Origin of the sequence: Actomonas aquatica, assembly GCF_019679435.2 — a bacterium.
In the GTDB taxonomy this organism is placed as follows: Bacteria; Verrucomicrobiota; Verrucomicrobiia; order Opitutales; family Opitutaceae; genus Actomonas; species Actomonas aquatica.
The window spans coordinates 4,017,399-4,039,350 of sequence record NZ_CP139781.1 but is presented as its reverse complement, the minus strand read 5'-3'; the positions used below and the strand labels follow the sequence as shown (position 1 = coordinate 4,039,350).

The 21,952-nt window shown below is 66.3% G+C and carries 2 protein-coding genes; both read right to left on the bottom strand.

What is annotated here, in order from left to right; translation table 11 throughout:
• Nucleotides 1–42: 42 nt before the first annotated feature.
• A complete protein-coding gene (locus K1X11_RS15355) occupies nt 43–2,517 on the bottom strand; it encodes an MBG domain-containing protein (RefSeq protein WP_221031120.1) in 2,475 nt (824 codons plus the stop codon).
• Nucleotides 2,514–21,935, bottom strand: a complete 19,422-nt coding sequence (locus K1X11_RS15350) for a hypothetical protein (protein ID WP_324726004.1) — start codon at nt 21,933–21,935, stop codon at nt 2,514–2,516. Before K1X11_RS15350 ends, K1X11_RS15355 begins: the two co-directional genes overlap by 4 nt.
• Nucleotides 21,936–21,952: the final 17 nt, after the last annotated feature.

Below are 21,952 nucleotides of genomic sequence, written 5' to 3'. Positions count from 1 at the left end.
GCTCGATTCAGGCCAGGATCAATACAGCAGCAACGAACGCCTTCAAAGCGTCACTTTAAGGCGGAAGAAGAGCCGTTGCACCCCATCACTCGCGTGGGTCGCACGCCAGTGCACGCGACCTTCGCTGGTGCCGGTGGATTCAAGGCTCACGCCATCAGTCGACCAGTTCTGCAGGTCGCTCGAGACCTCCACCTCGTAGGTCACATCGGTCACCGACTCGGGATGGTCGAAGGTGAAAACGAACACCCCGGTCTCGGCCGTGATCGCGGTCGGTAGGACGGTGTTGGCGGCCACCGGCAGGCCGAGCGCATATTTCAACAGGTTGTTGATGCCGTCATCAGCATAGACCGCATCGGCGCCACTGACGGCCGGATCGCCCAGCTCGGTCGGGTTAAAGTTCTCGGCGCGCCAGGAGCCGAAGTTGACCGAAACGTTGAAGCTCTGCTCGACCGGCGAGGCCGCCGCGTAGGTCGCATCACCCGCCTGGAGCGCACGCACGGTGATCGTGCCCGCACCGCTCAACTCGAGCGCACCATCGACGACCGCCGCCGGGCCGCTCACCACCTCAAAGGTCACCGGCAAACCAGAGCTCGCGGTTGCGGTGAGCGCCAGCGGATCAGCCGTGAAGGCGATGTCGGCCGGAGCCGGGAAATCGATCGTTTGCGCACCTTTGGTGATCACGAAGGTGGCCGTGGTATTGCCCGAGTATTGGATATCATCGATCTCCGCATACACGGTGTAGGAACCCACCGCAGTGGGCGGAGTAGCCGAACCATCGTAGGTGATCACTACCGTGAGACCCGGAGGCACAGTCGTAGCCGTCACCGTTTTAGGGCTGCCGTCATAGGGCACCTCGAGGTCGCTCAGGATGATCTCCGGAGTGGCCACCGTGACGTCAAAGCTCTGCGTCACCGGCGACGCGGCGTTGTAGTTGACCCCACCGGATTGGCTGGCGGTCACCGTGATCGTGCCCACGTCGTTGGGCGTGAGGGTGTTGCCCGCGAGCGTAGCGGGACCCGAATCGACCGTGAAACTCACTGGGAGACCAGACGAAGTAGTGGCACTCAGCACAAAGCCTCCGTCTGCAAGATCACGATCCGCCGGCGCACTGAAGGTGATCGATTGGTCAGCCTTGGCGATGACCAGGGTGCCGGTCGTCGAGCCAGAATAAGTGTCATCGGAGATCGTGGCGACAACCGCGTAGCTGCCGGCGTCGCTGGGGGCCGTGCTACTGCCATCATAGGTGAGGACAACCGTCAGCCCCGCCGGGTCCGTGGTGGCGGAAGCGGCCTTGGGTGAACCGTCGTAGGTCGCACTCAAATCGGACAGCGATACCGTCGCAGCCTCCAAGACGACGGCAAAGGAACGCTCGACCGGCGCCGCCGGTCCGTAGGTTTCATCACCGGTTTGCACTGCACGCACCGTGACCGTGCCCGTGGAAGTAAGCGTGAGTTGATCGCCAGCGAGGGTAGCCGGGCCCGAGACCAATTCAAAGGCGACCGGCAGGCCGGAGCTGGCCGTGGCAGTGAGCGTCAAGGTGCCCACGGAGAGTGATTGGTCGTCGATCGGGGCGAACGTAATGGACTGGAAACCAGCGAGCTGTCCGGCAGTGATCACCGCACCGGTCGCATCCACCGCAAGCGCCGTTATGTCACCAGCTCCGGGCACAGGTGCCTGCATGAGCACCGCACCGCCGCCCGTCGTATAGCTGATTTGAGCGAGATCGTCACCACCCGCGACCCAGCCCGCCGTAGACGAGTAGGCGACCACGTTGAGGTTTTCCGAAACGAGGCCAGAGTTGGCCGCGAGCGCGAAGGTCGCGCCGCCATCGCTGGAAACGAGGAGTGAACCCGCCTCGCCAACGGCCAACAGATTACCCGCGCCATCGGCAGCCACATCGGTGAGACCCGAGGCTCCGGTCGGCACGGTCACTGACGTCCAAGTCATACCATCGCTCGAGGAAAGAATGCGGGCGCTGAAGATGCCGTCCGTGCCCACCGCCGTCCACAAGCCCGTGCCGGCATCATGGGTAACACCGTGGAGCACACCACTGATGGCCGGAACCGACGCGGTCGACCAGCTGCTGCCGGCATTGTTGGAGTAAAACACCGCGGTGTTGAAATTGGCCGTGCCCACCGCAACCCAACGGGTGCCATCGGACACCACATCGCGCAATTCTCCGGTAAAGGCCGGCGACGAGGCACCGGCCCACGTAGAACCGCCATCAGTGGAACGGACGATAAAACCGGCGTCGCCCACGGCTATGACGGTGTCGCCCGAGGCATTGAGGTTAATCAGGCCCGTGGCAGTCGCCGTGCGGGTGACACTGAAGTTGGCGCCACCATCGGTGGATTGCACCAAGTCACCCGAAGGCGAAGCGATGGCAACCAGGGCGGAATCGGCTTGGGCCAGCGCGGCGAGGTTTTCTTCGACCACTTGGGCATGGAGCAGGGTTCCCGCGCCCAGCGAAAGTCCCACCGCCCCAGTGATCACTTTTGCAAAAGTTAAAGCGCTCATGAGAAGACGACGTAGATGTTAATGGTGGTGGCGGAATCGCGACGATAAACGACGGTGCCGTTGATCGAGGCCGATGCCGCTTCAACCGTGAGGTCAATGATCCTCGCAGCTTGGAAGACAGGCTGGACCGAAGCGAAGATGTTGGTGCCGGAGGTGGTTCTGGTGATCGAGCCGGTCTGGGAGGTGACTTTGATCAGGCCGGAGGAGGAGCTGAGGGTGTGCAGCTTGGCGTCCCCGTAGGCCCACAGGGTGATCGCTCCAGTGCCCGTGGAGATGCGCTCGGTCATTTCGATGAAGCTGCCCGTGCTGGTCAGGTTCACGGCGCCTGCGCCGCCGACCACTTCTTCAACCGTCAGCGTGCCGGCCGCTTCCAGGTCCACCCGACCGGTGGTCTGCACCCGGCCCACGTTCACCGTCGAGCCGGTGGAGCGCAGGCTCAGCGTGCCGCCTTGGGTCGAGGTAAAGCCGCCGCGCAGCACCAGCGCGCCGGCGCTTTGCAGGTTCAAAGAGGCGGTGGTGGTGGTGACCGCCCCTTCGAGGGTCACTTGGCCGGTGGCGCTGGTCAGCGTCACCGCGCCCGAGCCGCCTTGCAGCGTGCCGGTGAGCACCAGGTTGCCTTGGGCGTCCAGGTCGACTGCCCCGGTGGTCACGACGTTGCCCACGCTCAGGCTGCCGCCGGTGCTCGCCAGAGTGATCGCTCCAGTGCTGCTGGAGACGGTGCCCAGGGTGACGTTGCCGGTGGCAGACAGGTTGATCGCTCCACTGGTGGTGGTGAGGGCGCCAGTGGCACGGAAGGTGCCCGCGGCGGTGACGGTGAGCGCTCCGGTGGTGGTGCTGATCGCGCCAGTGGTGGTGTTGCCACCGGTCAGCGAGATGCGGCCGGTCTGGGTGGCCAGCGCTCCGGTGGTGAGCGCGCCGGCGGACTGCAGGGTGAGCGTGCTCGCGCCAGCGGTGGACACGGTGCCCAGGGTCACGCTGCCGCTGGTGGAGGTAACGGCGATGTTGCCGGAGGTGAGGCTGATCGCGCCGCTTTGGAGGTTGCCGCCGCTTTGCAGGCTCACGGCACCCGCGCCGGTGTAGCTGTGCAGGTTAAGCGTGGTGGCGGCAGTGGCGCTGAGGCCGCCGGTGCCCGTCACCGCACCAGCCGCGTTGATCGCTCCGGCTGCGCTGGTAAGGGTGATCGCATTCGCGCCACCGGTGATCGCACCGGTCACGGTGAGGCCGGTTTGACCGAAGAGCGTGATCGCCCCGCTGGTGGCCACGGTGGACAGCTGGGTCGCTCCGCCGGTGCTGCGCGCGGTGACCGCGCCGCTCTGGCTGCTGATCGCGCCACTGGTGAGGTTGCCGGCGGCGGTCACGTTGATCGCTCCGGTGCCGGTCGTGAGGCTGGTGGCCGTAAAGGTGGTGGCGGCGGTGGCCGTGAGCGTGCCGGCGTTGCCGGTGGCCACGGTGGACAGCGTCAGGCTACCGCCCTGCGCGGTGAGGCTCACGTTGCCGCTTTGGCTGGTGATCGCACCGAGGGTGGCCGAGCCGGCCGCGGTGACGCTGATCGCGCCAGTGGTGCTGGTGAGCGTGCCGGTGGTGGCGTTACCTCCGCTGGTCAGGGTGAAGGCACCCGAGGTGGTGTTCACCGCGCCGTTCACGGTGGTGGCGCCGCCGGAGCTCAGTTGGATCCGGCCGGTGGCGCTGGTGAGCGCTCCGGTCGACAGCGTGGTGGCGGCGTTGAAGGTAAGCGTGCCGGCGCTGCCGGTGCTCACGCTGCCGGTCTGGATGCGGCCGGAGGTGGAGCTCACCCCGATGTTGCCCGAGGTGGAGCTGATCGTGGTGGTGGTGACGTTGCCGCCGCCTTGGACCGTGATGCGGCCCGAGCCGCTGGAGACGGTGCCATTGGCCGTGACCGTGCCACCGGCGTTAAGATCGAGGGTGCCCGTGGCGGTGCTGACCTGACCGGTGCTCAGGCTGCCGCCAGCGGTGACGGTGACGGCGCCGGTGCCCGCGGTGGACACGCGGCCCACGTTGGCATTGGTGCCCGCGGTGACCGTGACCGTGCCGGTGCCACCGGTGATCGCACCCGAGGCGTTGAGGTTGTCCGAGGCGGTGACGTTGACCGCGCCCGAGCCACCGTGGGAGATCGTGCCCGAGACGGTGAGGTCATCGCCGGCGGCGATCTGCAGGGTGCCCGAGCCGGAGCCCACCGTGAGGCCGGTGGTGGTGGTCGAGCCCGTGGTCGAGAGGTTCAGGTTGCCGGTGGAGGTGGAGGCCCCCACGGCGGCGGCGGTAAAGTCGATGTCTCCGGAACCGGCGCTGCCGATGCCGCTGGAAGCGTTGAGGGTGAGCGTGCCGTTGGGCGTCACGAACAAGGCACCTTCATCACCGGTGCCATCGACGATGGAGCCGGCGTTGACCGTGATGCTGCCCGAGTTGCTGGTCACGCTGGTGCCGATCGTGAGGCTGCCGCCGCTTTGCAGGATGAGCGTGCCCGAGCCGGTCGCGGTGATGCCACCGCCGGTCGAGGTGAGGCTGCCACCGGCCACGTTGAGCACCGAGCTGCCACCCGAGGTGGTCGCCAGGGTCACGCCGCCGCGGCCTGCGGACAGGGCGTTTTGCTCCAGTATATAGGTCGCACCGCTCACACGCACATCGGCCGTGCCGCTGGTGCGCGTGATGATCGGGTTGCCCGAGCTGCCCGCGCTGCCACCGACCGTCAGGCGCAGCTGGTTCGATTGGAGTTCACCACCGGCGCGGCTCAGGTTGCCCGCCACGCGGATATCCAGGAGGCCCGGGGTGCTCGCCTGCGCGAGGGTCGCGTTGCCGCCGCTCACGATTGAGAGGTCACCGGCGGCGGTGAGGCTGGAGCTAGCGTCGAGGCTGAGGCTCGAGGCGGCGGCCAGTTTGATGTCACCGGCGGTGGAGGTGAGCGAGGAGGCGGTGGCGGTGACCGTGCCGCCCTGGATCGTGATCGTGCCGGCGGCACTGACCGGGGCGTTGTTGAGTGCGATCGTGCCCGCGCCGCGCAGGGTCAGGTTGCCCTGGGCCACGGTGAGGGCGCCGCCCACGGTGAGGTTGCCGGTGGCTTGGGTGAAGAAGAGCGAGCCCGAGGGCGTGAGGCTGGTGGCCGAGAGGGTCGTGGTGGCGTGGGACTTGAGGTAAATCGAGCCGGCGCCGTTGTTGGTGAGCGAGAGGCTGCTGGCGGACACGTCGAGGTCGCCCAGGCCGGTTTGGCCGAGGCCGCCGGTCGCGGTCAGGTCGAGCGCACCGGTGGTGATGAGCAGCGGGGTTTCAGTGGCGGTGGTGTCGAGCACGCGGGCCGCAGCGTTGAGGGTGAGGTCACCGGAGGTGGAGCTCACGAGCGCGCCCAAGGCGATGTCGCCGGTGGTGGTCGTGAGGGCGATCGTGCCCGCGCCGTGGGCGGTGACCTCGGCGCTGATGGTGAGGGTGCCGGCGGTGGTGAGCGCGATCACGCCGTCGGCGGCGGTGGTGGTGACACCGGCGAGGGCGGCCAGGTCGGCGGCGGTGGTGGTCCCGTCGGTGCCCACCTGCGCGGTGCTGACCGCCACGCTGCCCACGGTGAGCGCAGTGGTATTGGAGAGGTGGATACCGCCGCCGGTTGCGGTCGCGGCGAGAGTCGCGAGGGTGGTTTCGAGGGCGTCGGTGGCCGAGCCGATGCCGTCGGTCGCCACAGCACGCAGGCCGCTGGCGACCACATCGGCGCCACCGGTGTCGCCGCCATCGAAGATGTTGCCCGCGGTGAGGGCCACGTTGCCGCTGCTGGTGATGCCCGCGAGGGTGAGGTCGCCGGTGGTCTCGATGGCCACATCGCCGGTCGTGGTGATGCGGGTGCCGTCGGTCTGGGTGAAGGTGGTGGCGGTGACGGTCACGGTGCCCGCGGTGCTGAGGTTGGCGTTGAGGGCCAGGGTGTCGGTCGCGGTGAGCGTGAGGTGGCCGGTCGTGCTGCTGATGACAGCATCGGCGGTGAGCGTGCCGGTGACCGCAAGCAGGACGTTGCCGGCCGCGGCGGTGGTAACCGGGGCGCTGAGGGTCAGGTCGCCGCCGGTGGTGAGCACGATCGCACCGGAGCCAGCCGTGGTGCTTAGACCCGTGAGGTCGGTGGTGGTGGTCGTGGTGGTCGTGGCGTCGGTGCCGACGGTTTGCGTGGTGGTAGCAACCGTGCCGATGGTGAGGCCGTCGGTTTCCAGGAGGAAGAGGCCGCCGGAGGTCGCGGTCGCGGCCAGGGTCGTGACGGCGGTTTCCAGAGTGTCGGTGCTGGTGCCCGCGCCGAGGCCGGCGGTCAGGCGCAGGCCGGCGGCGATCACGTCTTCGTCACCGAAGGCGTCACCGGCGTCCAGGACCGAGCCGGTCGTGGCGGTGAGCGAGGCGTTCGCGTCGGTGGTGAGGCCGCCGAGGGTGAGGTCCGTGGCGGCGGTGAGCGCGATGTCGCCGGTGGCGGTAATAAAGCGGCTGTCGTCGGCTTGGGTAATCGCGCCGGTGGTGGCGATCGCGGTGAGCGTGCCGGTGCCACCGGTCGTGACCGTGGTCGCAGCGGCCAGGGTGATCGAGTCGGTCGCGGTCAGGGTCAGGTGACCGCTGGTGGAAGCGAGGTTGGCGGCGATTGCAATCGAGCCGGTGGTGGCGAGCAGGAGGTTGCCCGCGCCGTGGGTGGTGACCGCGGTGGTGACAGTGAGCGCGCCGCCGGTGGCGAGGACCACGTTGCCGTCGCCGGCCGTGGTGGACAGACCCGACTGGGCGGTCGCGGTCACGGCGGTGATGCCCGCGGCGCTGTCCACCGCTTGAGTGGTGACCGTGACGGTGCCGATCGTGAGCGTATCGGTTTCAGAGAGGTAGAGGCCGCCGCTGGTCGCGGTCGCCGTGAGGGTCGTGGCGTTGATTTCCAGGTGGGTGGTCGCGCCACCGATGCCGGTGCCGGCCCACAGGCGCAGGCCGGAGGCAAGGATGTCTTCGCCGCCGAAGGCGTCGCCGGCATCGAGGATGGAACCGGTGGTCGCGGTCACGGCCACGTTGCCCGTGGTGGTGAGGCCGCCGAGCGTGATGTCGGTCGCCGCGCTCAGTTGGATCGCACCCGCGGTCGAGGCGATGCGGCTGTCGTCGGCTTGGGTGATCGCGCCGGTTTGCGCGGTGAGCGTGATCGTGCCCGCGGTGCGCAGGTCGGCGGTGGCGGTGAAGGTGATCGAGTCCGCACTCGTCAGCGTGACGTGGCCGGTGCCCGAGAGCAGGTCGGCGTTGGCCGTGATGGAACCGGCGCTCGTTTGCAGCAGCACGTTGCCCGTGCCGTGCGCGGAGAGCGCGGTGTTGTCGGCGGCCGCCGTGCCGTCGTTCAGCGTCAGGTCGCCGCCCGTGGAGAGCACGATCGCGCCGTTGCCGGCCGTGGTGATCACGTCGGACTGGGCCACGTCGTTGACGGTGGCGGTGGTCGCGTCGGTGCCGACTTGCTCGATCGAGACGGCGACGTCGTCGATTACGAGGCTGTCGGTTTCGGTAAGGTAGATGCCGCCGGAGGTGGCGCGCGCGGTGAGCGTGTCGACGGCGGTTTCGAGGTGCGTCGTCGCGCCACCGATGCCGAGGCCGGCCACCAGGCGCAGGCCCGCGGCGATCACGTCTTCGCCACCGCTCACGTCGCCAGCGTCAGTGATCGAGCCGGTCGTGGCGGTGAGCGACGCGTTCGCGTCCGTGGTGATGCCACCCAGGGTAATGTTCACGTTGGCAGCCAAGCGGATGTCGCCGGCCGCGCTGATGATGCGGCTGTTGTCGGCTTGCGTGATGCTACCGGCGGTCGCTTCCAAGTTGATCGTGCCCGTGCCGCCCGTGCGCAGGTCGGCCGAGTCGGTGAGCGAGATGCTGTCGGACGCCACCAGGGTGATGTGGCCCGTCGCGCTGTTCACATCGACGTTCGAGGTGATCGTGCCGGTGGTGGACAGCAGGACGTTACCCGCGCCGTCAGCCTGGACACCGATGTCATCGGTGAGCGCGGTGCCGTCGTTGATGAGCAGGTCGCCGCCGGTGATGAGGACGATGGAGCCATCGCCGGCCGTCGTCATCACGTCGGATTGGGTGGCGTCGGTGACGGTGGCGGTCGTCGCATCGGTGTCGACCTGTTCGATCGTGACCGCGACGTCGTCGATGGTGAGGGCGTCGGTTTCAGTAAGGTAGATGCCACCGGAGGTGGCGCGTGCGGTGAGGGTGTCGACGGCGGTTTCAAGGTGCGTATTCGCGCCACCGATACCGAGGCCGGCCACCAGGCGCAGACCCGCCGCGTTCACGTCTTCACCGCCGCTCACGTCGCCGGCGTCCACAACCTGGCCGGTTGAGGCAGTGACGGACGCGTTCGCGTCCGTGGTGATACCACCCAGGGTGATGTTCACGTTGGCGAGGAGACGGATGTCGCCGCTGACCGAGATGATCCGGCTGTTGTCGTCCTGCGTGATGCTACCGGTGGTCGCTTCGAGGTTGATCGTGCCCGTGCCGCCCGTGCGGATGTCGGCGCTATCGGTGAGAGAGATGCTGTCGGACGCGACCAGCGTGATGTGACCCGTGCCGCTAGTGATATCGACGTTGCTGGTAATGGTGCCGGTCGTGGACAGCAGGATGTCCCCTGCCCCGTCCGCGCTAATTCCCGTGTCGTCGGTCGCCGCCGTGCCGTCGTTGATCATCAGATCGCCGCCGGTCACCAGGATGATGTCGCCGTCGCCAGCCGTCGTCATCACGTCGGACTGGGTGGCGTCATTGACGGTGGCGGTCGTCGCGTCGGTAGCGACCTGCTCGATCGTCACCGCGACGTCGTCGATGGTGAGGGCGTCGGTTTCGGTAAGGTAGATGCCGCCGGAGGTGGCGCGCGCGGTGAGCGTCGTCACCTGCGTTTCAAGGTGGGTCGTGGCACCGCCGATGCCGAGGCCGGCCACCAAGCGCAGGCCCGCTGCAATGACATCTTCGCCACCAGCCGCGTCGCCAGCGTCCGTGATCGAGCCGGTCGTGGCGGTGAGGGACGCATTCACGCCCGTGGTGATACCGCCCAAGGTGATGTCCACGTTGGCGAACAGGCGGATGTCGCCGGTCGCGCTGACGATCCGGCTGTTGTCGTCCTGCGTGATGCTACCGGTGGTCGCTTCGAGGTTGATCGTACCCGTGCCGCCCGTGCGGATGTCGGCGCTATCGGTGAGAGAGATGCTGTCGGACGCGACCAGCGTGATGTGACCCGTGGTGCTGTTCACATCCACGTTGCTCGTGATCGTGCCGGTGGTGGACAGCAGGATGTTACCCGCGCCGTCAGCCTGGACGCCGATGTCGTCGGTCGCGGCCGTGCCGTCGTTAATGAGCAGGTCGCCGCCGGTGACCAAGACGATGTTGCCGTCGCCGGCCGTCGTCATGACGTCGGATTGCGTCGCATCGGTGACCGAGTCGGTCGTCGCGTCCGTGTCGACCTGCTCGATCGTCACCGCGACGTCGTCGAGGGTGAGGCTGTCGGTTTCGGTAAGGTAGATGCCGCCCGAGGTCGCGCGCGCGGTGAGCGTCGTGACCGCCGTTTCGATGTGCGTATTCGCTCCACCGATACCGAGGCCAGCCACCAGGCGCAGACCGGAAGCAATGATGTCTTCGCCGCCGCTCACATCACCCGCATCGGTGATCGAGCCGGTGGTCGCCGTCAGCGAGGCGTCGGTGTTGGTCGTGATGCCGCCGAGGACGATGTCGATGTCGGCGACCAGGCGGACTTCGCCAGTATCGGAGATGATCCGGCTGTTGTCGTCCTGCGTGATGCTACCGGTGGTCGCTTCGAGGTTGATCGTGCCCGTGCCGCCCGTGCGGATGTCGGCGCTATCGGTGAGAGAGATGCTGTCGGACGCGACCAGCGTGATGTGACCCGTGCCGCTAGTGATATCGACGTTGCTGGTAATGGTGCCGGTCGTGGACAGCAGGATGTCCCCTGCCCCGTCCGCGCTGATGCCCGTGTCGTCGGTCGCCGCCGTGCCGTCATTAATGAGCAGATCGCCGCCGGTCACCAGGATGATGTCACCGTCGCCAGCCGTCGTCATCACGTCAGACTGGGTCACGTCGGTGACCGGGTCGATCGTCGCATCGGTGTCGACCTGCTGGATCGTGACCGCGACGTCGTCGATCGTGAGGCTGTCGGTTTCGGTAAGGTAGATGCCGCCGGAGGTGGCGCGCGCGGTGAGCGTCGTCACCAGGGTTTCAATGTGGGTCGTCGGACCCGCGATGCCGATACCGGCCACCATCCGCAGACCCGCCGCGATGATGTCTTCGCCACCGAAGGCGTCGCCGGCGTCGATGATCGATCCGGTGGTCGCGGTGAGCGACGCATTCACGTTGGTGGTGATTCCGCCCAAGGTGATGTCGACATTGGCGAGCAGACGGATGTCGCCGCTGACCGAGATGATCCGGCTGTTGTCGTCCTGCGTGATGCTACCGGTCGTCGCTTCGAGGTTCACCGTTCCGGTGCCGCCCGTGCGGATGTCGGCCGTATCGGTGAGAGAGATGGAGTCGGACGCGACCAGCGTGATGTGGCCCGTGGTGCTGTTGACATCCACGTTCGAGGTGATCGTGCCGGTGGTGGACAGCAGGATGTTACCCGCACCGTCGGCTTGGACGCCGATGTCGTCGGTGAGCGCGGTGCCGTCGTTGATCAGCAGGTCGCCACCGGTGATGAGCACGATGTTGCCGTCGCCGGCCGTCGTCATGACGTCGGATTGGGTGGCGTCCGTGACGGTGTCGGTCGTGGCGTCGGTGTCGACCTGCTCGATCGTCACAGAGACGTCGTCTATGGTGAGGCTGTCGGTTTCGGTAAGGTAGATGCCGCCAGAGGTGGCGCGCGCGGTCAGCGTCGTGACGGCCGTTTCGATGTGGGTCGTCGGGCCGGCGATGCCGATTCCGGCCACCATCCGCAGACCCGCCGCGATGATGTCTTCGTTGCCGAAGGCGTCGCCAGCGTCGGTGATGCTACCGGTCGTGGCGGTGAGCGAAGCATTCACGCCTGTCGTGATGCCGCCCAAGGTGATGTCCACATTGGCGAGCAGGCGGATGTCGCCGGTCGCGCTGATGATCCGGCTGTTGTCGTCCTGCGTGATGCTACCGGTCGTCGCTTCGAGGTTCACCGTTCCGGTGCCGCCCGTGCGGATGTCGGCCGTATCGGTGAGAGAGATGGAGTCGGACGCGACCAGCGTGATGTGGCCCGTGGTGCTGTTGACATCCACGTTCGAGGTGATCGTGCCCGTCGTGGACAGCAGGATGTTACCCGCGCCGTCGGCTTGGACGCCGATGTCGTCGGTCGCGGCCGTGCCGTCGTTGATCATCAGATCACCACCGGTCACCAGGACGATTGAGCCGTCGCCAGCCGTCGTCATCACGTCGGACTGCGTGGCGTCCGTGACGGTGTCGGTCGTCGCGTCCGTGTCGACCTGCTCGATCGTCACAGAGACGTCGTCGATGGTGAGGCTGTCGGTTTCGGTAAGATAGATGCCGCCCGAGGTGGCGCGCGCGGTGAGCGTCGTGACCGCGGTTTCGAGGTGGGTCGTCGGGCCGGCGATGCCGATTCCCGCCACCATCCGCAGACCCGCGGCGTTGATGTCTTCCCCGCCGAAGGCGTCGCCGGCATCGATGATCGAGCCGGTGGTCGCGGTGAGCGACGCATTCACGTTGGTGGTGAGGCCACCGAGCGTGATGTCCACGTTGGCGAGGAGGCGGATGTCGCCATCGGCCGTGGTGAGGCGGCTGTTGTCGGCCTGCGTGATGCTACCGGTGGTCGCTTCAAGGTTAATCGTGCCCGTGCCGGCCGTCGTCACATCCACAGTCGCGTTCAGCGTGATCGAGTCGGAGGCGATCAAGCTGATGTGGCCGGTGCCGCTGCTGATATCGACGTTGCTGGTGATCGTGCCCGTCGTGGACAGCAGGATGTTACCCGTGCCGTGCGCGGCGATGCCGGCGTTGTCGGCCGCAGCCGTGCCGTCGTTGATCAAGAGGTCGCCGCCGGTAACCAGGACGATATTGCCGTCGCCGGCCGTCGTCATGACGTCGGACTGCGTCGCATCCGTGACCGGGTCGACCGTCGCGTCGGTGTCGACTTGCTGGATCGTCACGGCGACGTCGTCGATTACGAGCGCGTCGGTTTCATCAATAAATACGCCGCCCGAGGTTGCACGCGCGCTCAGCGTATCGACCGCAGTCTCCAGGTGTGCGCTTGATTCACCCGCACCAATCGCCGCCCACAGGCGCAGGCCCGCGGCGTTCACGTCTTCGCCACCGCTCACGTCGCCGGCATCCGTGATCGAGCCGTTGGTCGCCGTGAGCGACGCGTTCACGTTGGTCGTGATGCCACCGAGCACGATGTTCACATTCGCGAGCAGGCGGATGTCGCCATTGGCCGTGATCAGGCGGCTGTTGTCGTCCTGCGTGATGCTACCGGTGGTCGCTTCGAGATTGATGGTGCCCGTGCCGCCCGTGCGGATGTCGGCCGTATCGGTGAGAGAGATGGAGTCGGACGCGACCAGGGTGATGTGACCCGTGGTGCTGTTGACATCCACGTTCGAGGTGATCGTGCCCGTCGTGGACAGCAGGATGTTACCCGCGCCGTCAGCTTGGACGCCGATGTCGTCGGTGAGCGCGGTGCCGTCGTTGATCAGCAGATCGCCGCCAGTGACCAAGACGATGTTGCCGTCGCCGGCCGTGGTCATGACGTCGGACTGGGTCGCATCCGTGACCGGGTCGATCGTCGCATCGGTGTCGACCTGCTGGATCGTCACCGCGACGTCATCGATCGTGAGGCTGTCGGTTTCGGTAAGGTAGATGCCGCCGCTGGTGGCGCGTGCGCTCAGCGTCGTGATCAACGTTTCGATGTGCGTGGTCGGACCGGCGATGCCGATACCCGCCACCAGGCGCAGGCCCACCGCGATCACATCTTCGCCGCCGAAGGCGTCACCCGCGTCGGTGATCGATCCGGTGGTCGCCGTGAGCGAGGCGTCGGTGTTGGTCGTGATACCGCCAAGGACGATGTTCACGTTGGCCAGGAGGCGGATTTCGCCAGCGTCACTGATGATCCGGCTGTTGTCGTCCTGCGTGATGCTACCGGTGGTCGCTTCGAGATTGATCGTGCCCGTGCCGCCCGTGCGGATGTCGGCCGAGTCGGTAAGCGAGATGGAGTCGGACGCGATCAGCGTGATGTGACCCGTGGTCGAGTTGACGTCGACGTGGCTCGTGATCGTGCCGGTCGTGGACAGCAGGATGTTACCCGCGCCGTGCGCCTGGACGCCCGTGTCGTCGGTCGCCGCCGTGCCGTCGTTGATGAGCAGGTCGCCGCCGGTGATGAGCACGATGTTGCCGTCGCCGCCGGTGGTGAAGACGTCGGACTGCGTGACGTCGGTAACCGGGTCGATCGTCGCATCCGTGTCGACCTGCTGGATCGTCACCGCGACGTCGTCGATCGTGAGGCTGTCGGTTTCGGTAAGGTAGATGCCGCCGCTAGTCGCACGCGCGGTCAGCGTCGTGACGGCCGTTTCGATGTGCGTATTCGCTCCACCGATACCGAGGCCGGCCCACAGGCGCAGGCCCAGGGCGTTCACGTCTTCGCCGCCAAACGCGTCGCCAGCATCAATAATCGAGCCGGTGGTGGCGGTGAGCGACGCGTCGGTGTTGGTCGTGATGCCGCCCAGCGTAATGTTCACGTTCGCGATCAGGCGGACTTCACCGGTGTTGCTGATGATCCGGCTGTTGTCGTCCTGCGTGATGCTACCGGTCGTCGCTTCGAGATTGATCGTGCCCGCTCCGCCGTCGGTGCGGATGTCAGCCGAGTCGGTGAGCGAGATCGAGTCGGAGGCGACGAGCGTAATGTGACCCGTGGTGCTGTTCACATCGACGTTCGAGGTGATCGTGCCGGTCGTGGACAGCAGGATGTTACCCGCACCGTCGGCTTGGACGCCGATGTCGTCGGTCGCGGCCGTGCCGTCGTTGATCAAGAGGTCGCCGCCGGTAACCAGCACGATGTTGCCGTCGCCGGCCGTCGTCATGACGTCGGACTGCGTCGCGTCGGTCACCGGGTCGACCGTCGCATCGGTGTCGACCTGCTGGATCGTCACCGCGACGTCGTCGATCGTGAGGCTGTCGGTTTCGGTAAGGTAAATGCCGCCGGAGGTGGCGCGTGCGGTGAGCGTCGTCACCTGCGTTTCAAGGTGCGTCGTCGGTCCGGCGATGCCGAGGCCGGCCACCAGGCGCAGGCCTGCCGCAATGACGTCTTCGCCGCCAAACGCGTCGCCAGCATCAATGATCGAGCCGGTGGTCGCCGTGAGCGAGGCGTCGGTGTTGGTCGTGATGCCGCCCAGCGTGATGTTCACGTTCGCCAGGAGGCGGATTTCACCAGCGTCACTGATGATCCGGCTGTTGTCGTCCTGCGTGATGCTACCGGTCGTCGCTTCGAGATTGATGGTGCCCGTGCCGCCCGTGCGCACGTCGGCCGTGTCGGTGAGCGAGATGGAGTTGGACGCGATCAGCGTGATGTGACCCGTGGTCGAGTTGACATCCACGTTCGAGGTGATCGTGCCGGTCGTGGACAGCAGGATGTTACCGGCACCGTCAGCCTGGACGCCGATGTCATCGGTAGCGGCCGTGCCGTCGTTGATGAGCAGGTCGCCGCCGGTAACGAGGACGATATTGCCGTCGCCGGCCGTCGTCATGACGTCGGACTGCGTGGCGTCCGTAACCGGGTCGACCGTCGCGTCGGTGTCGACTTGCTGGATCGTCACCGCGACGTCGTCGATTCCGAGGCTGTCGGTTTCGGTAAGGTAGATGCCGCCAGAGGTGGCGCGTGCGGTGAGCGTCGTGACCTGCGTTTCGAGGTGGGTCGTCGCTCCGGCGATGCCGAGGCCGGCCACCATCCGCAGGCCCACCGCGTTGATGTCTTCGCCGCCGCTCACGTCGCCAGCGTCGACAACCTGGCCGGTTGAGGCAGTGACGGACGCGTTCGCGTCCGTGGTGATACCACCGAGGGTAACGTCCACGTTGGCGAGCAAGCGGATGTCGCCGGTGGCCGAGGTGATGCGGCTGTTGTCGGCTTGGGTGATCGAGCCGCTGGTGGCCTCCAAGTTGATCGTGCCCGTGCCGCCGGTCTCGATATCGGCCGTCGCGTTGAGCGTGATCGTGTCGGAGGCGATGACGCTGATGTGGCCGGTGCCCGCGAGCGTGTCGGCGTTGGCCGTAATCGTGCCGGTCGTGGAAAGGAGGATGTTGCCGGTGCCGTTGGCCTCGATCGCGCGGTTGTTCGCCGTGGCCGTGCCGTCTTCCAAGGTGAGGTCGCCGCCGGTGATGAGGACGATCGAGCCGTTGCCTGCAGTCGTGATCAGGTCGGACTGAGTGGCGTCGGTCGTCGGGGTGACGCCGGTGTCGACGCCCACCTTTTGCACCGTGACCGCCACGTCGTCGATAATGAGCGCATCGGTCTCGGTCAGGAACAGGCCGCCCGAGGTCGCGCGCGCCGACAAGGTGCCGGTGGTGGTTTCCAGGTGGTTGGTGGATTCGCCGGCTCCGACGCCGGCCACGATGCGGAGCTTGTTGGAGACGATGTCGACCGTGTTGTCGGTATCGACGTCGGTGATCGAGCCGGTGGTCGCGGTGAGTGAGACCTCGGTGTTGGTCGTGATGACGCCGCCGAGGATAATGTTGGTGGTGGCGAGCAGGCGGACGTCGCCGTCGGCCGTGGTGATGTCGGCCGTGGCGATGGCGCTGATCGCGTTGGCTTCCAAGTCCACCGTGCCGGTCGTGCCGGTGCTGAGGTCCGCTTCGAGGGTGAGGGTCTGGGCGGCGAGGACGGTGAGGTGGCCGCTGGTGGACGTGTGGTCGGCTTGCAGGGTCGCGTTGCCGGCGGCCGCTTGGATGAAGATATTGCCCGAGCCGTGCGCGGTGACTGCGCCGGTGGTGAGCAGGTCGCCGGTCGTGACCAGGATCGAGATCGGGCCGTTGCCGGCTTGGGTCTGCGCACCGAGGAGGGTCAGCGTGGCGGTTTCGTGGATGAAGATGCCGCCGCTGGTCGTGTTGGTGAGGGTGATGCGCCCGACCGTCGTATCGATGTCGGCCGCGTTCGCGCTGCCGATGCCGGTCGCCGCGGTGAGCGTCGCGTCGGTCGTGGTGATCAGCAGCGCGGTTTCGGTGACCGTGTTGTCGATGATACCGCCGGTCTGCGCGGTCAGACTCAGGTTGCCCGAGGTCGATTCGATCGAGGCTTCGAAGGTGATGTTGTTCGCCGCGGTCAGCGTGATGTCGCCGGTCGTCGACTGGATCGCGCGGGTGTCGGCGTCCACCCCGTCGGTCAGCAGGATCGAGCCGGCCAGCGAGGTGATCTCGGTGGCGCCGGTCGTCGCTTCGAGGTCCGAGGTCGACGCGGTATTGGTCGCGGTCGTGGTCGTGTCGGCCGTCGTCACGCGGCTGACCGGCACGGCGGCCACGGTGCCAATGGTGAGGTCGTCTTCCTCGCTGATCCGGATGCCACCGGTCGTCGCGGCGGCGGCCAGGGTCGCGATGTTCGTGTCGATCGCGTCGGCCGTGCCGATGCCGATCGCCGCCCACAGGCGCGTGGCCGTCGCGGTGAGGTCGGTGAGGGTTTCGCCGGCGTCGGCGATCGAGCCGGTCGTCGCCGTCACCGAGATGTTGCCGCTCGCCGCGTTCAGGCCCGACAGCGTCACGTCGATTTGCGCCAGCAAGCGGATGTTTCCGCCGGCGGTGGTCACTGCCACGTTGTCGGAGAGGGTGAGCGAGCCGGCCGTCGCTTCGAGGTCGATCGTGCCGGCGCCGGTCGTGGCGATCGAGGTGCCGGCATTGAGATTGATGCTGCGCGCGGCGATCAGGCTGATCGGGCCGCTGCCCGTGCTGATCGCGGCGCTGGTGATGAGGTCCGACGTCGCTCCGGCCACGCTCAGGCGGATCTTGCCCGCGCCCGTCGCCGTGATCACGCCCGTGATCGTCAGCGTGCCCGCTTCCGTCGTCAGGATGATCGGCTGCCCGCTCGCGTCGTTGATCAGGCCGGCCGGCGTGATCGTCAGCGCGTCGTCTTCTTCGATCACGATTCCACCGCTGGTCGTGTTGCGGCCCGTGAGCGAACCCACCGCCGTGTCGATGTCTGCTGCTCCCGTCGCTCCAATGCCCGTCGCCGCAAGGAGCTCAGCCAAACCGGACGTCGAGAGGTTGGCGTCCTCGGCCAAGGTGTTGTCGGTGATCGCGCCGGCGGTGGCTTCGAGATCCAGGTTGCCCGACGTGGAGGTAACGGCGGACAGATTAATAGAGTCGGCGGCGGTGAAAGTGATGGTGCCCGTGGTGGTCGACGTGGTCGTGCCATCGGCCATGGTGATGTTGGCGACATCGGCAGTATAAACGATGGCACCGATGGAGGTGCTGGCGTCGGCGTTTTGGGCGATATCGTCGGCCGAGAAGGTGAGGTCGCCGGAGGTCGAGGAAACGGCGGCGTTGAAGGTGAAGGTGCCGACGTCGGTATTAAGGGTGACGTAACCGGAGCCGTGGGCGGTCACCACGCTGTCGACAGTGAGGTCACCGGCATCAACATCGACGTCGATGTTGCCGTTGCCATCGAGGGTGCGGAGGCCGGTGCCGTTGATGATAAGGCCGTCGGTCTCGTGGACGAAGATGTTGCCGCTCGTGGTATTGGTCGCCGCGAGGGTGGAGAGGGTCGTGTCGATGTCGGCATCCCCGCCACCGGATCCCATGCCCGTGGCAGCCGTGAGGGTGGCTTGGCCCGTGGTGATGAGGTTGGCGGTCTCGGCGGCGGTATTGTCGGTGATGGCACCAGCCGTGGCAGTCAGGGTGAGGTCACCGCTGGTAGAGTTGATAACGGAAAGGTCGATGTCGGTGGCGGCGCCGACGGTGATGGCCCCCGTGGTGGTCGAGGTGGTGGTGCCATCCTGCATGACCACGTCGGCGGTGTCGGCGGTGACATCGATGGTGCCGGTGGTGGTGGTGACGTCGGCGTTTTGGGCGACGGAGTCGGCGGTGACCGCGATGGCGCCGGAAGTCGAGGAGACGTTGGCGTTGGCGGTGTAGGCGCCGGCGTCGGTGTTGAGGGTGATGGTGCCGGCACCGTGGGCGGTGACGACGGCGTCGTTGGTGAGAGCGCCGGCGTCGACGTCGATGTCGATGTTGCCGTCGCCAGCGAGGGTGCGGACACCGGTGCCATTGATGACGAGACCATCGGACTCCTGAATGACGATGTCGCCGCTGGTATTATTGGTGGCGGCGAGGGTCGCGATGGTGGTGTCGATGTCGGCGGCGCCGGATCCACCGATGCCTGTATCGGCGGTAAGCACGGTGTCGCCGGTGGTGGTGAGATTGGCGGTCTCGGCGGCGGTATTGTCGGTGATCGAACCGGCGGTGGCGGTGATCGTCAGGTTGCCGGTGGCGGATTCGATGTCGCTGAGGTCGACATTGGTCGCGGCGGTGTAGGCGATGGCGCCGTCGACCGTGTCGGTGGTCGCACCGTCGGTCATGGTGATGGCGCCGACGTCGGCATCCACATCGATGGTGCCAGTGTCACCAGTGCTCAGCGCGCCAGACTGCGTGACTGTATCGCCATCGAGGTCGAGGTTACCCGACGTGGAGCTGGCGGTGGTGGAGGCGGCTTGGTTAAGCGCGCCGGTGGAAGCGGTGAGCGTGAGGTTGCCGGAACCGTGGGCGGTGACATCGGCGTTGGCGGCGAGGGTGCCGGCATCGGCGGTGACTTGAATGTTGCCGTTGCCGGCCAGGGTGGCGAGGGCACCGAAGATCGTGAGGGTGCTCGGGTCTTGGAGCACGATGTCGCCGGATACGGCATTGGTGCCCTGGACGCCGGTGACTGCGATATCGAGGTCGGCATCACCGGTGGCACCCACTCCGGTCTGAGCGGTGAAGGTGAGATTGCCGGTGGTGGAAATGTTGGCCGTTGCGTCGTTGGCCGGAGTGAGGTCGGCGATAGCGCCATCGGCGGTCAGGACCACGCTGCCACCGGTATTGGAGATAATCGAATCGATCGTGATGGTGCCGCTGTTCGTGGTCGTGAGGTCGATGCCACCGGTGTGGGTGGTGATCTGGTCGACCTGAACGTCGTCGGACTCGGTCTGGACGAAGGCCCCGCTGCCGGTGATGAGCACACCGTCGATGGTGCGCGGGGTGGCATCGGCGAAGATCTCGCCGGCGAGGGTCGCGGCCCCTACCCGCTCGACGGTGGTGCGGACGGAAGTGGTTCCGCTGCTTTGGGCAGTGAAGAGCTCGGCGACGAGACGGCCGTCGGTCTGAGTGATCGAACCGGAGGCGGCGAGTAGGACGATGGAGCTGTTGTCGCCGGCGGCGCTGAGGAGAGCGGCTTCGGCGGACGGGGCGGCGAGGTTGATGTTGCCGGAGGTGAGACCGGCGACGAGTTCGATGCGGAGATTGGAACCGGTCGTGCCGGTGGTGTAAATGAACCCAGTGGAGGCAACCGTGATGGTGCCCGTGCCGGTGCCCTGGCCTGCGGTGAGGGAGATGCGGTCCAGAGCGTAGATGCCCTTGTTGACAATGATGTCGCCGGCGGCTTCGAGGCGAACCCAGTCGTTGCGATCGGCCGAGGTGTTGTTGACCGCGTAGCCGATGCGCTCGTTGACGGTGATGTCGCCGGTGCGGGCCACGAGGCGGAACTCGGGAACGGTGGCGTTGATGTCGTGGTCGCGGGTGACGATGATGTCGCCACCGAAAATCTGGGTCTTGTTGTAATACTCGCCGGTGGAAATCTGCGACCCCATATAGGCGAGATAAACCGTGCCTGTGCCCGCGGCTGCGTCACCGATGTTGACCTCTGCGAAGCCCGGCAGGATGAGGCCGATCTCACTGGCCTCGAGGTCGAGGCGGTTATTGAAAGTCGGGGTGGTCGTGGACGGCGGGGACTGCCCAACGACAATGGGACGCGATACCGTGTAGGGCTTGATGGTCAGCGTGGACTGCGCGCCGGTGTCGGAAATGGTGCCGAGGAGATTGATCTGATTGGCGGTCAAGATGGCATTGCCATCACCCACCTCGAGGGTGTTGACCCGCAACGACGTCGAAGCGCCAGAACCGGTGGACGTGAGGTCGATGGAGCGGACCGTGGTCGTGGCCGCGAGGATCAGGTTCCCCGCCACGTTGCTCATCGTGACATCACCGGCGGTGAGGGATCCCGTCAGGGTCACCTCAGCGGCATTGACCACACTGAACGGGGAGGAAGATCCGAGATTGATATTGTTGTTAAAGGTGAGCGTGGCGTTGAGACCGATGGTCAGGCCGTCGGGCGTATAAGCGCCGCCGAGGCCACCGACGGCATTGCCGAACGTGATGGCGCCGTTGACGTAGATCGAAGCGAGGCCGCCGAAATCGAACCGGGCATTGTTGGCGAAGTAGATCGAGGCGATCTTCGTATAGTCCACCGCACTTCCGATCGATACCGTGCCCGCCACCGCAGTGTTACCATTAAACGTGATGGACGCACCCTCGGCGATGGTGAGGCTGCCGGTGATCGTCACCGCCCCGTCAAAGGTGATGTCAGTTGCCTTGGTGATAACGACATTTCCGGTGATGGTAACCGCTCCACGGAAGCGGACGGTGGTGGCGTTGTTGACCGTGAGGTTACCGGTGAGGGTCGTGGCTCCGCCGATGTCAATGGAGCCGCCGGCGGTCATTGTCAGGTTTTGCAGGGCCTTGTTCTGCCCGACCCCATTGGCGACCGAGATGGATCCCGTCGCGCTCATGGTAAGGCTATCGGCCAAGCCGGCACCGTTGCCATCAATCTGGCCACCGGGATTGCTGATGATGATGCTACCAGCAGTGGCCGTGATCGAACGATCACCGTCCACCTCCACCGTATCGCTGATGGACTGGCTTGTGCCGGAAATGTTGGTGGAAATCGTGGTGGTCGAACCGTCGCCCAAGATGACGAGGTTCTGGGTCTGGAGCGGCGAAAGGATGAAGATCTCGTCACCGACCAACAGCGTGTTGTCGCTGAGCAAGGTCACGGTTTCGCCTTCGTGTTCCCCCTGCAGAATCACTTCCGAGCCGATCCCGCCAATCATGGTGGTCGTATCGCCGGCTCCCGGACCAAAGAGCGATTCGGCGAGCTGCGTCAGCTCGTCGTCTGCAATCGTCGTGGGCTCATCGGAGGAATCGGCGCCGGAATCATCCGCCACCACGACCTCATCGTCAGTGCTCTCGGTCGGGTCAGCCGCACCGTTTTCATCGATCACGTCGACCGCCGGAGCATCATCACCTTCCACGCTTCCCTCATCCCCCACCACATCCGCGCCGGCCGCCGCTGCGTCGTCCTCGGTGGAGGCTTCCATTACGATGGTCGGCAGATCAGCCAGCGAGAAAAGCGAAACATCCTCCCCTGCCGTGGCCGCCATCACTTCAGCGGAGGTCTCGGACATCGGGCTTTCGACCTGAA

Coding starts and splice junctions, on each gene's coding strand:
- K1X11_RS15355 (WP_221031120.1), bottom strand. CDS start 2,517: ATGAGCGCTTTAACTTTTGCAAAAGTGATCACTGGGGCGGTGGGACTT.
- K1X11_RS15350 (WP_324726004.1), bottom strand. CDS start 21,935: ATGTCCGAGACCTCCGCTGAAGTGATGGCGGCCACGGCAGGGGAGGAT.